Below are 15,284 nucleotides of genomic sequence, written 5' to 3' on the forward strand. Positions count from 1 at the left end.
CCCATGACCCCCGTGCCGACCGGCCGGGGGTTTTCTTATGCCCCCGGAGATGCACTTAATTGGCAACCACACAGCACCAGGTCGTTAAGCCCCAGAAGCTCGTGAACACCGCAGTCGGGATGCTCGAACAGGAGCTGATCATCCCGAATCTGTTCCAGAAGCAGGGCATCGACCAGTTCAAGGGCGCGGACAACGACACCATCAGCATGAAGGTGGAAGGAATCCTGCCCTTCCACGACTACGCATGGCGCAACGACCGCAGTACGCCGATCCAGTTCGACGAGTACAGCGAGCGAAAGATCGCCGTTACCTTCGGTGGGAACTCGTACTCTGCGGTCAAGCTGACCGATGAGCAGAATGACTTCGACATCGACCAGTGGAGCAAGCTGCTCCGGCCCCAGGTGAAGGCAGTCTCCCGCGGCCTTCAGCGCCGGGCCGTCAAGACCCTGACCGGCCAGGACTACGCCGTCACCATCGGCAACGCCGGCCAGAACCTTCGCGGCGCACTGATCGAGGCGCGACGGGTACTCAACGCCTTCCACGCGCCGAAGGAGGGTCGCTATCTCCTCGTCGGCTCCGACTTCGAGTCGGCCCTTCTGAACGACGAGAAGCTCAACCTGGCCCAGAACGTTGGCGATTCGGAGGCCGAATCGGCGCTCCGCACCGCGACGCTGGCAGAACGGTTCGGATTCCGGATCGTGGTCGATCAGACGATTCCGAGCGACGCCGCGTATGCCTTTGCCAGCTCGGGCTTCATCTTCCTGTCCGGCGCCCCTTCGGTGCCCCAGTCCGTTCCGTACGGGGCGACGACCTCCTTCGAGGGAATCGCCCTTCGATGGATTCGCGACTACGACTCCCTGTACTTGCAGGACCGTTCGGTCGTGAACACGTACAACGGCTTCCGCAGCGTGACCGATATTCTCGTGGGCTGGGACGAAGCGAACGAGAAGGAAATCATCTCCTCGCAGGAGCACTTCGTTCGCGGCATCAAGCTCACGCTCGACGGCAAGAGCGACTACCCGGCTGCGGCCGACGAGCTGGCCACCATCACCGGCATCTCGGACGCGCGGGTCTGGACCCCGGCCGGCACCAAGCCGGAGAGCGACCCGGCCAACGCCTGACCCTCGCCCAGTAGGGGCCGACGCCTTCGCGTCGGCCCCGCTCGGCCTGCCCGAAAGGAGGTCGCAGCGTGGCGTACGCGACGCTCGACGAACTCAAGGGCCGCCTTGACTGGGAGCTGGACGAGGACGAACTCCGCATCGCCATGGGCGCGTTGGAGGATGCCTCCGACCTCGCTGCGACGTACGGCCGCGAGTGGCCGGAGGACGCCGCCCCCCGCCTGGTGCGCACCCTCGTTCTCAAGGCCGCATCCCGGTACATGCGCAACCCGAACGGATACACCCAGAGCCGTGCCGGTGACGAGACTCTCGCCTGGGCGGACATCGGCCAGGACGCGGGCACCGTCTACCTCACGCGCGAGGAGATCCGGCTCCTGGAGGAACTCGGCGGACGACGGCGCGGGCTGGCCAGTGCGGAGATCTCCGCGTGGGGCTCGAAGATCCGACCCTCCGGCGGCCGGGTTCCCGTCGACTACGGCGGCGACTCCTTCCCGCTGTTCCGCGACGATCGGGGACCGTGGTGAGCGTGCAACGCCGACGCGGCCAGAGGGCGCGCGTGTGGCGCACCGTCGAGGTCGTCGACAACCGCGGAAACCGCGTGATCGTGGCCGACCCCGCAGGGTCCATCGACGTCAAGGCGGCCTTCATCCCGCAGCGCTCCGCTCGCGCGGAAGTGCCGGGCCAACAGCAGATCAACGTGACGCGGATGATCGTGGACGCCCACCTCGAAGGCGTCTCCCTCTGGTCGCGCGTGGAATACAACGGCCGTGAATGGGACATCGTTTCCCCTCCCGCCTACCACCACGGCGACCGCCGCACCCGTCACTGGTCGATCGACATTCGGGAGCGACCCTAATGGCAACGGTGTATCGGAGCGTGGGCGGTCGAAAGCTCACGAAGGTACTGGCCCTGAACGAGGGTGTGCAAGCCGAACTCGAAGTACGCACCTTCGAAATCGCTGTCCGTGCCGAGGAGATCCTCAAGCAGCACCGGGCGGAGGGGCACTCCGAAATCGTCGTCGAGGAAGGAAAGGTCGACAAGTACGTCATCCTTTCCGACGACCGAGGCCAGAAGGCAGCCCTTTCTATCGAGTACGGCCGTGAAGAGTCGGTCGTCGTCCGCGAGGACCGGAACGGAAACAAGTTCCTCGACACCATCCCGGAGATGGACGGTCTGTACGTCCTCGCCACGGCGGCGAACCTTCCCAAGAAGAGGAAGGGCAAGGTGAAGCTCGACTAAGTGGCCGGCATCCCTGATCACATCAAGGCCCTCGCCGAACTCTCACCGGTCGAGGACTTGCTCCTGGCCGTGCTCCGCAAGGGCCTCCCCGGCATCCGGGTGAAGAGCCTCATCGACCAGCACGAGCAATTCCCCGTTGTACTCGTTCGGCGCGATCCGACCTTCGGCGAGTGGGCGGCGGACACGCGGTTCACCGACTCGGCCCGCGTGGTCATCAACGCGTTCGCCCCCGACCCCAACGGGGACGAGGACGCGGCGATCCTGTCGGAGGCCGTACGTGTCGTGCTGCGGGACTCCTGGCTGAAGCACGAGGTCATCCCCGGTCGCGGCCACATCACGCGGGTGGACATGAACTCATCGCCGCGCCGTGCCTCGGACTGGGCTACCGCCACCGGGCCCGTGCAGTACGCGGATTTGCCCACTGGCGTGTGGCGCTACGAGTCGATTTTCGACGTTCAGATCCGGAAATCGCGGACGCGCCCTTACCCCCTCCCGTAATCCACCCGCACGCACCCTGACGCCCTTTGCGCGGTCAGGGTCTCTGGCGTGCGCGAATTAGGAGAAACGTTTCTCTTTGGCGCTCAACGACAATGCAACTCTCGTCGTCGGCTCCGGCAACTATCTGACCGCCCCGGTTGGTACGCCGATGCCCGACGACCTTCTCGTTCCCACAAGTCCGTGGCAGACGGTCGGCCACACCTCGCTTGAGGATGTCTTCGGCATCACCTCTGACGGTGGCGAAGCGACCACGATCGGCACTCTCCAGAACAAGTCACTGCGGACGAAGTATTCGGCTCGTACCGAGACGATGACGCTGACTTTGCAGCAGTTCGACCTTGCCGGACTCAAGCTGTACTTCGGCGCCAATGCCCCCGTGCTGCCTGATGGTTCGGTCGGCGTCCCCGCAGAACCGGTTCCCACCCAGTCGGCATTCCTGGCCATCTTCATCGACGGCGAGAACCATTTCGCGATCTACGCCCCCAAGGCGGAGATCTACCGCAACGACGACATGGCCATTGCCGACACGGAGTCCCTTGCCGGGCTCCCACTGGGCGTAAAGCCCATGACCCTCGGCAACAACTCCTGGACCTACGCCGTGACCCCGCTCGGCGGGATCGTCGCCACGGGCGCGACGGCCGGCACCCCCGGCTCTTTCACCCCGACCGGCGCGGTTGTCCCCGCCTCGCTCGACGACCTGGCGGCCGTCACCGCCACCCCCACCAGCGCCTGGACCACCGGCAAGTACGTCGCGCTGGGCGATGGCTCGAACGCCTTCTGGAGCGGAACCGCCTGGACGGCGGGCAAGGCCGCCTGACCCCTCGACCACCCCGGCGCGAGCCTCGCGGACCCGTTCGCGCCGGGGTCTCTCCCCCTTGGTCCGCACCCCCTGTTCATCTCTCCCCCGGAGGTCCGCACCCCCATGGCTTCTTTCTCCCTCGACGACATCCGCAACGCGGCCGAGGCCCGCTACGGCAGCACTGACATCGAGCTGGGCGAGCGCACCGTTCGTCTGCTCAACCCGCTGCGCCTGACCAAGCCGAAGCGCGACGACCTGAGCGCCCTTCAGGACCGGCTCGGCGCGGACGGCGCCGATCAGGAAGCCCTCATGTCCGAGGCGATCCGCCTCGTCGCCGAATCGGGCACCGCGGCTGACGCGCTGCTCGACGCCGTGAACGGCGACCTCGCGATCCTCGCCGAGATCTTCGACCGGTACGGCAAGGGCACTCAGGTGGGGGAAGCCTCGGCCTCGCAGGACTGATCGACGAGCACGGCGAGGGCCTGTATCCGGATCTGCTCTTTCACTTCGGCGTTGATCTCGCGGAAGTCATCGCAGGCCGGGGGCCTTCCCCCGCGCTCGTCCTTCTCTGCGTAGCGAGGCTGCCCGACACCTCCCTGACCGTCGCTCTCGCGTCGGGCGGCAGGGAGTTCTTCGGCTGGGGCCAGGACCGGCACATGCAAGCCGATCTCTACGACGCGCTCAACGCGAACACCAGGGCCACGGGCCAGTGGGGCAAGGGCAAGGCCCCGAAGATCCCGCCCTTCCCCCGCCCGCAGTCCAAGACGAAGCCGACGACGAAGGCCCCGAAGCGGCCGACCACCGTCAAGGCGATCTACCAGCACTTCTCTCGGAGGTAGCCCTTGGCGACAGGGCAGATCATCGGCCGTGTCGCGGTCAAGGTGCTCCCGAACACCGACGACTTCCGCAAGCAGGCTGAGCGCCAGCTCGACCGCATCGAGCAGCAGCTCAAGCTCACGGTCGCGACGAAGATCGACATGAGCGGCGCCTCGCGCGAGTTCGTCGAGGAACTACGCAAGATCAACAAGCGGAACAAGCAGAGCGACGCTCGCAAGATCCGCTTCTACACGACGATCTCCACGGACGGCATGGCGACCGCCGTCCGCAACGCGGCCCGCGAGCTTCAGCACCGGGCCAACGGCCAGAAGGTCGACTTCAAGGTTGACGACCTCAAGGCCACGGGCAAGGTCGAGCTGGAGCTTGACCAGCAGTCCGCAGACCGCGTGAAGCACAAGCTCAAGGACTGGGCGGATGACCTCTCGCCGCTGAAGGTCAAGGTCGAACTCGACATCGCCAACGGCACCGGGGCCGCGATGTCCGCACGGCTCCAGGTGCTGACGCGCCCGCGCACGGTGCCGATCATCCCGGAGCTGGACAACACGGCCGTCACCAAGGTCGCCACGGCCCTCGCCGCTCTGTCCGGGGCGCGGGTGCTGAACAACATCTTCGAGAAGCTCGGCCGGACGCTGAAGAACTTGGACAAGAGCGTCCCGATCATCGGCTCGCTCTCGCTCGCGATTGCCGGCCTCGCCGGTTGGGGCCTCTCTGCGGCCTCCAACCTCGCCGCCCTGTCCTCCTCGCTCGCGTCCATCGGAGCCAGCGCGCTGCTCCTGCCCGGCCTCCTCGGAGGTATCGCGGTCGGGCTCGGCGTCACGATCGCGGCCTTCAAGGACTTCAACAAGGTTCTGCCCGAGGTCAAAACCGCGCTGTCATCTCTCCAGGACACGATCAGCGAGAACTTCTGGGCCAAGGCAGAGGCGCCCATCCGTACGATGGTCGACGAACTCCTTCCGGAGTTCACCGCCGGAGTCGCCAAGACCGCGACCCAGCTCGGCGGGTTCTTCGGCGGCCTCGCCACTTCTCTTCAGGGCGCGCTCGACCCGGCGCTTGCCCAGATGTTCACCGACCTCTCGTCGTCGATCAACATCGCGACGACGGGTACGGGCGCCTTCGCGAACATCATCGCCGTCCTCGGCAAGGTCGGCACCAGCTACCTCCCGTCGCTGGCTCAGTGGTTCGTCGACATCAGCACCCAGTTCTCGGACTTCCTCACGAAGTCCGAGGGGAACGGCAAGCTCAAGGGCTGGATCGACGAGGGCATTCAGGCTCTCAAGGATCTCGGCTCGGTCCTGCTGAACGTCGGCGGCATCCTGGCCGGCATCGCTCGGGCGGCCGAGGCTGCGGGCGGCTCCTCGCTCGGCATGATGGCCGACACGCTGGAGCGCATCCACAACACCGTGGACAGCTCCGGCTTCCAAGAGGGCCTGATCGGCGTCTTCAAGGGCGCGCACGCCGCGATGGACGCCATCGCCACCCAGTCGGGCCCGGCGGTGAAGGGGCTATTCACTCAGCTCGCGCAGCTTGCAGAAACGATTCTCCCGCAGGTCGGGCAGATCATCGGCACAGCGCTTTCCGCCGTCGCGGACGGGCTGAACCAGCCCGGCGTCATGGACGGCGTTCACGCGCTGTTCGACGGGCTCCAGTCCGCGGTGACCGCCTTGGCCCCGGCCATGGCGCCGCTCGGCGCCGCGCTCGGCGCGCTGATGCAGGTGGTTGGCGCATTCGCGGCCATGCTCGGCCCGCTCGTGGCCGCCGCGCTGATACCGCTGGCGAACGCCTTCACGGCGCTGGCGCCGTCGATCATCCCGATCATTCAGCTCCTGGGTGGCGCGCTGACCCAGGCGATCCAGACGATCGCACCGATCCTGACGCAGCTCGTTCCGATCGTCGGGCAAGCGCTCAGCGCGGCCTTCCAGTCGCTCAGCGGCATTCTGCCGACCATCGGCCAGGCATTCGGCCAGATCGTGACCGCCCTGGCACCGGTCATCGCCCAGCTCGTCGGCGCGCTCGCCCCGATCCTGCCGATCGTCGCGCAGCTCTTCGGGCAGATCTTCGCGGCGCTCGCCCCGCTGGTCGCCACGCTGGCATCCGCGCTCGCCCCGATCCTGCCGGTTCTGTCGGCCGCGCTTCAGCAAGTCCTCACGGCGCTTCAGCCGATCATCGCCACCGCGCTCCAGATCATCACGGCGGTAATCCAACCGCTGCTCCCGATGCTGAGCGAGGTCATCCAGGGCGTTCTTCCGCCGCTGGCTGACGCGATTCAGCGGCTGCTCGAAGCGATCCAGCCGGTTCTAGACGCGCTGCTCGCCGTCGTCAACTTCCTGATGCCGGTGCTCGTCCCGGTGATCAAGTTCATCGTCGAGCTGCTGGCCGGCGCCCTGGTGGCGGCGGTCAACGGGGTCGCCCTCGTCTTCGAGGGTCTGGTCGAGATCGTGACCGGCGTCTGGGACATCATCGTCGGCGCCATCAAGATCGCCTGGGGCTTGATCTCGGGTTTGTTCACCGGCAACTTCTCGACGTTGAAGGCCGGTTGGTCGCAGTTCTGGTCCGGCATCTGGAACCTCGTCAAGGGCATCTGGGACACGATCCTCGGCGCGCTCGAAGTATTCCTGAACGTCGGCCTGATCGGCGGGATCGGCAAGGGCCTCAAGGCCATCGGCGCCTTGTTCAAGTCCGGCTGGAAGCTCGTCGCCGACCTGTGCACGGGCGCCTTCGCCGCGATCCGTGGCTACGCCGGACTGTTCATGACCGGGATGCGCGGCATCGTCTCGGACGGCATCTCGGCCATCGGCCGGTTCTTCGCGAGCGGCTGGGCCTCCATCCGGTCCGCCGCCTCGTCGGCCCTGGGCAAGCTGGTGTCGACGATCGGCGAGTGGATCGGCAAGGCGGTCACCACCGTCAAGGAGCTGCCCGGCAAGGCGAAGTCCGCCCTCGGTTCGCTCGGCTCCACCCTGATCAGCGCCGGTAAGGCGCTGATCACCGGGTTCATCTCCGGCATCAAGTCGATGTTCGGCGCGGTGAAGAGCAAGCTCGGCGAGCTGACCAGCAAGCTCACTGACTGGAAGGGCCCGGCGCCCAAGGACGCCGTACTCCTCTACGACGCCGGAAAGCTGATCATCAGCGGCCTGATCAAGGGCCTGGAGTCGCAGTACGACAACGTAAAGAAGTCGCTCACCGACCTGACGGCGAAGATCCCCAAGAACGCCAGCAAGGGCCTGAAGGACCGAGTCAACTCCGACCGGACGGCCTTGCTCAAGCTGACCGCCCAGTGGGACAGCGCGGGCAAGAAGCTCGAAGCGGCTCGCGACAAGCTCGACAAGCTCCGCGAGGAGGCTGCGGACTACGCCCGCCAGGTCGCCGACAGGATCATCAGCACAGGCGACGTGACGAAGGTCGAGGACTCGTCCTTCACCGGGATCACCAAGGCCCTGCAAACGGCGATCGACCAGGCAAAACGGTTCGCTGCCGCGCTGGACAAGCTGAAGTCGCTCGGCCTGAACCAGGCCACGATGGACCAGATCGCCAGCGCGGGCCCGGAGGCGGGTCTCGCGGCGGCCGAGTCGATCGCGGCGGCCGGCAAGGGCGGCGTCTCCGAGATCAACAAGCTCCAAGACGAGCTGGAGAAGTACGCCAACGCGGCGGGCAAGACGGCATCCGACGCGATGTACCAGAACGGCATCCGTGTCGCCGAGGGCATCGTCAAGGGGCTCGAAAGCCAGCAGGCGGCGATCGAGAAGCAGATGCTCAAGATCGCAGACGCCATGGTGGCCGCGATCAAGAAGAGCCTGGGCATCCACTCGCCTTCGCGGGTCTTTTCCAAGCTCGGCGGGTTCGTCGGCCTCGGCTTCGCAAAGGGCGTCGAGAGCCAGTCGGGACGTGTGGCCAAGGCCGTTGACGCTCTGACCGCTCGTCCGACCTCGGCGGACTTCGCAGCCGCAGCCCGCTCCGTCACGGCCGCTGTCTCTGGCGGCCTCGGCGCGCAGTCGGGCGGCACGGCAACGAAGGTCCTCAACTACTACGCCGCTCCGAACTCCTCGCTGGATTCCCAGGAGGAGCTGTTCGCGGCGGCCAACCGAGCACGAATGGTGGGGTGGTGAATGACCGCGCTCCTCTTGGAGACTGAGCGCGACGTACTGGACCTCGACGGAGTGGCAACCCGCGGATTCGGCTTCCAGGCCACGGCCGGGATGACCGGCCTCGGGCTGCCCTCCGTCGAGGTCCAGTGGCTTGAGGGCGCCGGAGACGGAGCCCGATGGCGGGGACAACGCGTCGTGTCCCGTGACCTGGATATCCCTCTCGACATCGTGGGCCGGGACCGCGCCGACCTGGGCGGCCTCGTTTCCCGGCTGGCTCGGGCGGTGGCCGGCGAGTGCTCGCTCGTCCTGGTCGACGATGACGGGGTGCGGTGGTCCACGCAGGTCTATCGCACCGGAGGCGGAGACCTGGACGCCACGGCGGGCGCGGACCTCCAGACCGTGATCTCCTTCCGGGCCCCGGACCCGTACTTCACCGCGTCGACCGTCTCAACCCAGACGGTCGGCGGCGATACGGGCACCCGCCCGTTCCTGTCCAACCTGGTCGCCATGCCGCTCGCGGCGTCGCAGGCCATCGGCAGTGTCCAGCTCGACAACTCCGGTGACGTGGCGGCCTACCCCACCTGGGACGTGTTCGGCCCTGGGCGCGACCTGACCGTCACCTCCGCGACCGGCGAGAAACTCCGCTGGACGGGCGCCCTGGCCGCTGGTCAGAAGCTCACGATCGACACCCGCAACGGCTCGGTCCGCGACGGCGCGAACACCAACCGGTACGCCGACCTCGCCGCCGCCCCGCGCTTTTGGACAGTGCCACCGGGCACCTCGACGGCTGGCGTGAGCCTCCTCGACACCACTGCGGCTTCCCGTGTCGTGTGCACCTGGCAGCCCCGCAGATGGATGGTGATCTGACTGAAACTCGCGGACCTCACCGTCGAGGTGCGGAACAAGACACTGACCCGCGTCGGTCTGATCCGCCCCGAGGATCTCTCCCTCGAAGTACAGGACACCTTCAACAACGTCGGCACGTGGAAACTGACCCTCGCTACCGAGCACCCCCTCACCGACACCTTGCGGGTGCCAGGCGCGGGTCTGATCCTCACCGGCCCACAAGACGTTCTGATGTCTGGGCCGGTCACCTCGTCCGAGTACGCCGCCACCCCCGAGGACCGACGCGGCAGCGTGGTGTTCGAAGGGGTCAGCGACTCGGTGATCCTGTCCGACATGCTGGCCTGGCCACAGCCCAGTAACCCGGACGTGACGACCCAGACGGTCGGCCACGACGAACGCACCGGCCCGGCCGAGACCCTCATGCACGCCTACGTCGCGGCGAACTGCGGCCCCTCGGCCCCAGCAGCTCGGCGGCGCTCCGCCCTCGTCATGGGGGCCAACCTGGGCCGAGGGCCGACGCTCTCCAAGGCCGCCCGCTTCCCCACCCTCGGCGAACTCCTGACGGAGATCGCGACCGTCGCCGGGCTCGGGTTCCGCATCGTGCAGCGCGGCACCCAGCTCACCTTCGAGACGTTCGCGATCACCGACCGCACGCGCGAGGTACGGCTCGACGTGTTGGCCGGCACCCTGGCCGGGCAGCGCGTATCGGTCTCCACGCCCGGTGCCACCCGCGTCATCGTCGCGGGCCAGGGCGAGCAGGAGGACCGTACCTTCGTTCCGGTCGACAACGCCGCCTCGGTAGGCGCCGAAGCCGATTGGGGACGGAGAATCGAGCGCTTCGTCGACCAGCGCAACACCGACGACACAGCCGAGCTGACACAGGCCGGGAACGAGGTGCTCGCCGACGAGGGGTTCACCGGTACTGCGGTACAGGCCGTGCCGGTCGCGGACTCGACCATGGAGTTCGGCGTCGACTGGGGCCTCGGCGACCGCGTGAGCGTGATCGCGGGAGGCCAGGAGCTGACCGCCCCGGTCACCGGCATGATCATTAAGGCGGGCAGCGACGGCTTCCAGCTCGGCACGCTGCTTGGCGATCCCGGCGGATTCGATCCGAACGCCGCAGCCGCCGACCGCGCCCAGTCCACCGAGGCCCGCGTGTCCTCGCTCGAACGCACCGCAGAGGCGACACCGCCTGGTGCGCGGAACGTCTCGGCCGCCGACTACACCCAGACCTCGCTTCCCAGTACGTACCCGTCGGGGACATCGCGCCTGGTGCTGTCGGCCGACCAAGGCACGGCCGGGGGTTGGGACTTCGGCGGTGGCAGCCGGTTCGGGTTCGTGACCACCTGGCGTCCGTCGAACACGTACGCCACCCAGCACTGGGTTCGGCTCAGCCCCACCGTCGCCGAAGAGTGGGTACGCAGCGGGAGCGACGCCGGAGGCTGGACGAAGTGGCGGCCCCTGGCCTTCGAGGACAGCCGGGCCAAGGGCGTCGTGGCGATCCAACAGCTCTCGACCACCGCGTACATCGGCGACACGGCGACCGTGGTCTACACCCAGTCGTTCACCGCCGAGGCGAACCGCTGCTACAAGGTCGTCCTCCGGATCGCGAGCGTCGACACGGACGGCACGGGCGACAGCACGAGCGGACGCTACGCCAAGCAGAGTGCGACCACCGCCGTCCGCTGGGCCGCAGGGAACACGGTCACGACCAGCAGCACCGCCGTGGGCGACATCTTCACCACGACCTACAACGACGACTCGAACTCGTCGACCGGCCTTGGCGCCGACTTCTACATCAACAACCCTCCCGCCGGGACTGTCACGGTCGGCGTCACGCTCAACACCCGTCGCGCTGCCGCGACTTATGGCATGGTCCGCTTCCTACCGGGCGGCCTATCGCAACTCATCATCGAGGACGCCGGCCAGGCGCTCTGATCGAAAGGACGCCGCTTCTTGGCGATCACCTCCTTCCCCTTCGACTCCCAGACCGTCACCGAGAGCCAGTACAGCTCGCTCTTCCGCGAGTTCCAGGACTCCGGTGTCGTCTCCGCGTACGACGCCCCCGGCTTCCAGCTCGGCGCGGGCGCCGGGATGACCGTCACGGTTCAGCCCGGCCTCGCGATCCTGCGCGGGCACATGGTGCAGTCCACCGCGGCCGAGGTGCTGACGGTGCCCGCAGCCAGCACAAGCGCCCGCGTCGACCGCGTGGTGCTCAAGCTCGACCCTGCGACCAACTCGATCACCCTCGTCCTCAAGCAGGGCACGGCAGGCTCGTCGACTCCACCGGCCACGACGCAGACGGACACCGGGATCTACGAGCTGGCCCTCGGCCACATCGCGGTCGGTGCCAACGTCGCGTCGATCGGTTCCGCTGACATCACGGCGACGCGCCCCGTCGTAGGACACCGCGTCGGCGTCTGGGCGACCAGCACGCGGCCGACCTCCCCGCGCAAGGGGCTGCTCGGCTTCAACAACACCCTTGCGCGGTGGGAGTGGTGGGACGGTTCGGTCTGGACGGACCTGGCGCCCACCGTGTCGTGGTCCTCGCTGACCGGCAAGCCCGCGACGTACACCCCCAGCGCGCATGCCCACCAGTGGGAGGACATCTCCAACCCGCCCTCCTCCTTGCCGCCGACTGCCCACAAGCACCCGTGGGGCGACATCACAGGAACGCCCTCGACGTACCCGCCGGCCACCCACTCCCACACGTGGACGAGCGTCACCTCGAAGCCCACCACGTTCCCGCCATCGAGCCACACGCACTCGCAGTACCTCGAATCAGGGGACACGATCTCCTGGGCGAACGGCACTAAGCGGGCCCACGCCTCCCAGGTCGGCGGGTCCGGCACGTACTACGCCGTGTGGGTCGACGGGAGCGGGGACTTCGGGCGCAACACCAGCTCGATCCGCTACAAGACCAACGTCCGCGACGCGGAGGTGGTCTCCGGTGACGTGCTCGCCCTGCGCCCTCGGGTCTACGACCGGCGCGACTTCGAGAAGCCTGACGGCACTCCGGTCACGGGCCGCAAGGACGAGTTCGGGCTCATCGCCGAGGAAGTCTTCGAGACCCTCCCCGAGATCGTCTGCTTCAACGAGGAAGGCGCAATCGAAACGGTGCGCTACGACCTGCTAGGCGTGGCACTCCTGCCCGTCGTGCAGGACCAAGAGCGGCGTATCGCGGCGCTGGAGGCCCGGATCGAGGAGCTTGCCGGGTGAGTATCGACCCCAGCGTTCAGGTGGCACTCGTCTCGGCGGGCGGTGCAGTGACCGCCGCCCTCGTCGGCGTCCTGGTCGAACTCGTCCGCCGACAGGGCCGCGTTATGGGCGAGGTCCGCGAGCACGTCGCGAACACCCACTCCACCAACCTCCGAGACGACCTGGACCAAGTGGTCGACGGCATGAGCCGCGTTCTCGAAGGCCAGGCCGACCACGCCGAGCAACTCGCCTATCTGCGGCGGGAGATGGCCCACGAGCGCGTCGAGCGCCTGGCCGTCGCCGAGCGGCTGGACGAGCACCTGTCGCGCACGGCGGCACCCCCCATCAACTGACCCCCACCCCCCACGGGCCCTTCCTCACGACGAGGCGGGGCCCTTTCTCATGCCCGAAGGAGAGCACCACACATGGGCGACGCCCAGAAGATCATCAACATAGCCAAGCCCGAGGCCGGGTACCACGAGGGCCGCGCGGGCGGCCACTGGAACAACGACCAGAAGTACAGCGACCAGGTACCGGGCCTGGAGTGGTCCGACTTCCAGGCATGGTGCGCGACGTTCGTGTCCTGGTGCGCCATGAAGGCCGGCCTCGCCGCCCTCTACCCCCGTACCGCGTCCTGCCTGACCGGCGTGTCCTGGTTCAAGCAGCGGAAGCGGTTCTCGGCGTACCCCGCAATCGGCGCGCAGGTGTTCTACGGCAACGGCGGCGGGGCTCACACCGGCCTCGTCTACGACTACGACGCGACGTGGATCTTCACCATCGAGGGAAACACGAACGCAGACGGCTCGGCCGAGGGCGACGGCGTGTACCTGAAGAAGCGGCGCCGGACGGACTCCTATGTCTTCGGCTACGGCTACCCGGCATTCGCCGAGGGCATCCAGTCGGCCGACCCTGCGTGGAAGGGCAGCGCCCCGAAGCCTGCGGAGAAGCCGAAGCCCGCCAAGCCGACCCCGAGCACGATCGTGGCCCTCGCCTCGGGCGTGAAGCCGGGCGCACGCCACAAGCAGGTCAAGGAGCTTCAGCAGCTCCTCATCAAGGCTGGCTACGGCCCTATCCCCGGCTCGGTGACCGACCTCTACGGGCCCGAGACGCAGAAGGCCGTGGGCCGCTTCCACAACAAGAACCCCCAGTACCGAAGCAAGGGGAAGTCGTACGACCCGGCCATCGGGCCGAGCGGCTTCAAGGAGCTTCAGAAGGAAGCAGGACGCAAGTGAACAAGATCCGCGGCCCGATAGCGGGCATCGTCAACGCCCTCCCCGTGCGCTACCGCACGCGGGTGGGTGCCACCATCGCGGGCCTGGGCGTCCTCGTCAGCATCGCGGCCGTCGTCTTCGCGGACCGGGCCGAGGTTGCCGTGATCGTCCAGTTCCTGACCGCGATCGGCGTCGTCGTCCCGGATGACTCCGACAGCGCGGAGGACGCCGAGTAGCCCGAAGCCCCCGTCTGCCCGCGTGGCAGGCGGGGGCTTCTCGTCGTTACAGCGTGCCTGCGGCCTTCGCTGCGTTGATCTCCTCGACCGTCATCTCGGGCGTCTTGCTGTGCCCACGGGTGGGCGCCTTCTTCGCGGCGGGTCTCTTCCCCGCCGCCTTCTTCGCCGTCGCCGTTTTCGCTGCGGTCTTCTTCGCTGCCGTCTTCTTCGCCGGGGACTTCTTTGCGGCTGGGGCGGCCGGGGCAGGGCTGGCCTCCGGGGCAGCCTCTACGACGAGGACGCCTTCGAACGCCTCGGCGTCGTCGGCGCACCGGTCCGTTTCACCCTGGCGGCCTTCGTCGTCCGTGACGGTGTACGTCTTGACGGGTACCCCGACACGCTTGCACGTGTCGCACACCCGAACTTTCACTTCGACGAGCACAACCCTTACACCTGCTCACTAGTCTCTGCTTGACGGGTTCAACTCTTACATGGCACAGTAGGCCCTGCGTGATCGGAAACTCCCCTTCGCGCTGCTCAGTGTTGCTACCAAGGGAAGGACGACATGCCGGCCAAGTCCAAGGTACAGAACGTGGCCGAAGCCGTCCGCTGGATCAAGGAGGGCAAGTCCTACTCCTGGATCGTCGAGAAGTACCTTGAGAAGTACAACATTGAGACGACGACTTCAATGTGGGCCACCTTTCGCCACCGCCAGGGTCTTGATCTACAGATCACAAGAGACACGGAACTAATCCCGTGGACGGTCGAAGCGAAGCACCGGTGGAAGTATCCGCTGACGATGCTGCGCTACGAGGCGCGGCTCCGCAGCAAGCAGGAACTCAAGCCTGACCAGCAAGAACGCCTGGACAACTGGAAGGCGACGCTGAGGGAGAAGGATCGGGTCGTGTACTACGACCCCGAGACTGACGCCGGTTTCTTTCTCGTTCCGCGCGAGGCCACGGACACCGACCTCATTCGCAAGCCGGAGCCCAAGAAGGCCGGGCCGGAGAAGCACGAGACTCAGACGGAAGACTGAAAGGACCCCCCTGCGGGGTCCTTTCTCATTTCCACAAAACATCAGCCCCAGGGATGACACCCCTGGGGCTTTGTCGTACCCCAGGCGTACGGTCAACCCTCCCAAACGTGGCCGAGCGGAGGATCTCGCTCCGGGTAGGTTTGCAAGGGTTGACCTAGACGTCAACAAACGGTGAGAATCAGTCATCGAACACGAATCGAACGAACGC

Annotated in this window: 17 protein-coding genes; 16 read left to right on the plus strand and 1 reads right to left on the minus strand. The window is 67.1% G+C overall.

Going from position 1 to position 15,284, the window contains the following annotated elements; all coding sequences use genetic code 11:
- Positions 1 to 101: 101 nt before the first annotated feature.
- From ACLJT4_RS01410 to ACLJT4_RS01480, 15 genes are all read left to right on the plus strand, one after another.
- Entirely contained in the window at positions 102 to 1,121 is a 1,020-nt protein-coding gene (locus ACLJT4_RS01410) for a hypothetical protein (protein ID WP_411120599.1), read from the plus strand.
- A gap of 68 nt (positions 1,122 to 1,189) precedes the next feature.
- Positions 1,190 to 1,642: a hypothetical protein gene (locus ACLJT4_RS01415; RefSeq protein WP_411120600.1), complete on the plus strand. Its 453-nt coding sequence runs from the start codon at positions 1,190 to 1,192 to the stop codon at positions 1,640 to 1,642.
- On the plus strand, positions 1,636 to 1,974 hold the full coding sequence (locus tag ACLJT4_RS01420) for a phage head-tail adapter protein (protein WP_411120601.1): 339 nt from the start codon (positions 1,636 to 1,638) through the stop codon (positions 1,972 to 1,974). The genes ACLJT4_RS01415 and ACLJT4_RS01420 overlap by 7 nt, the downstream gene beginning before the upstream one ends.
- Positions 1,974 to 2,357, plus strand: coding sequence for a DUF5403 family protein (locus ACLJT4_RS01425; RefSeq protein ID WP_411120602.1), 384 nt, complete (start codon positions 1,974 to 1,976; stop codon positions 2,355 to 2,357). The genes ACLJT4_RS01420 and ACLJT4_RS01425 overlap by 1 nt, the downstream gene beginning before the upstream one ends.
- Positions 2,358 to 2,855, plus strand: coding sequence for a hypothetical protein (locus ACLJT4_RS01430; protein WP_411120603.1), 498 nt, complete (start codon positions 2,358 to 2,360; stop codon positions 2,853 to 2,855).
- 76 nt (positions 2,856 to 2,931) lie between these two features.
- Positions 2,932 to 3,672 (plus strand): hypothetical protein, encoded by a 741-nt coding sequence (locus ACLJT4_RS01435; protein ID WP_411120604.1) that lies wholly within the window; start codon positions 2,932 to 2,934, stop codon positions 3,670 to 3,672.
- 105 nt (positions 3,673 to 3,777) lie between these two features.
- Positions 3,778 to 4,116, plus strand: a complete 339-nt coding sequence (locus tag ACLJT4_RS01440; RefSeq protein ID WP_411120605.1) for a phage tail assembly protein — start codon at positions 3,778 to 3,780, stop codon at positions 4,114 to 4,116.
- A 194-nt stretch (positions 4,117 to 4,310) separates the two neighbouring features.
- Positions 4,311 to 4,493: a hypothetical protein gene (locus ACLJT4_RS01445; RefSeq protein ID WP_411120606.1), complete on the plus strand. Its 183-nt coding sequence runs from the start codon at positions 4,311 to 4,313 to the stop codon at positions 4,491 to 4,493.
- Positions 4,494 to 4,496: 3 nt separating this feature from the next.
- Positions 4,497 to 8,591 (plus strand): hypothetical protein, encoded by a 4,095-nt coding sequence (locus ACLJT4_RS01450; RefSeq protein WP_411120607.1) that lies wholly within the window; start codon positions 4,497 to 4,499, stop codon positions 8,589 to 8,591.
- Positions 8,592 to 9,437: a phage distal tail protein gene (locus ACLJT4_RS01455; protein WP_411120608.1), complete on the plus strand. Its 846-nt coding sequence runs from the start codon at positions 8,592 to 8,594 to the stop codon at positions 9,435 to 9,437. It begins immediately after the preceding gene.
- Positions 9,438 to 9,464: 27 nt separating this feature from the next.
- On the plus strand, positions 9,465 to 11,354 hold the full coding sequence (locus tag ACLJT4_RS01460) for a siphovirus ReqiPepy6 Gp37-like family protein (RefSeq protein WP_411120609.1): 1,890 nt from the start codon (positions 9,465 to 9,467) through the stop codon (positions 11,352 to 11,354).
- Between the two features lie 18 nt (positions 11,355 to 11,372).
- A complete protein-coding gene (locus ACLJT4_RS01465) occupies positions 11,373 to 12,635 on the plus strand; it encodes a tail fiber domain-containing protein (RefSeq protein WP_411120610.1) in 1,263 nt (420 codons plus the stop codon).
- The gene (locus ACLJT4_RS01470; RefSeq protein ID WP_411120611.1) at positions 12,632 to 12,967 is read left to right on the plus strand and encodes a DUF2746 domain-containing protein; all 336 of its coding nucleotides are present in this window, start codon (positions 12,632 to 12,634) and stop codon (positions 12,965 to 12,967) included. The genes ACLJT4_RS01465 and ACLJT4_RS01470 overlap by 4 nt, the downstream gene beginning before the upstream one ends.
- A 72-nt stretch (positions 12,968 to 13,039) precedes the next feature.
- Positions 13,040 to 13,846, plus strand: a complete 807-nt coding sequence (locus tag ACLJT4_RS01475) for a peptidoglycan-binding protein (protein WP_411120612.1) — start codon at positions 13,040 to 13,042, stop codon at positions 13,844 to 13,846.
- On the plus strand, positions 13,843 to 14,061 hold the full coding sequence (locus ACLJT4_RS01480; RefSeq protein WP_411120613.1) for a hypothetical protein: 219 nt from the start codon (positions 13,843 to 13,845) through the stop codon (positions 14,059 to 14,061). Before ACLJT4_RS01475 ends, ACLJT4_RS01480 begins: the two co-directional genes overlap by 4 nt.
- A 46-nt stretch (positions 14,062 to 14,107) precedes the next feature.
- Here the strand turns inward: ACLJT4_RS01480 and ACLJT4_RS01485 are convergent, their stop codons facing one another.
- Complete coding sequence (locus tag ACLJT4_RS01485; RefSeq protein WP_411120614.1) at positions 14,108 to 14,482, minus strand: hypothetical protein; 375 nt, start codon at positions 14,480 to 14,482, stop codon at positions 14,108 to 14,110.
- A gap of 123 nt (positions 14,483 to 14,605) precedes the next feature.
- Between ACLJT4_RS01485 and ACLJT4_RS01490 the strand changes: the two genes are divergently transcribed.
- Positions 14,606 to 15,076 (plus strand): hypothetical protein, encoded by a 471-nt coding sequence (locus ACLJT4_RS01490; RefSeq protein ID WP_411120615.1) that lies wholly within the window; start codon positions 14,606 to 14,608, stop codon positions 15,074 to 15,076.
- The last annotated feature ends 208 nt before the right edge of the window (positions 15,077 to 15,284 follow it).

Source organism: Streptomyces sp. x-19, assembly GCF_046549115.1.
GTDB classification, from domain to species: Bacteria; Actinomycetota; Actinomycetes; order Streptomycetales; family Streptomycetaceae; genus Streptomyces; species Streptomyces albulus_C.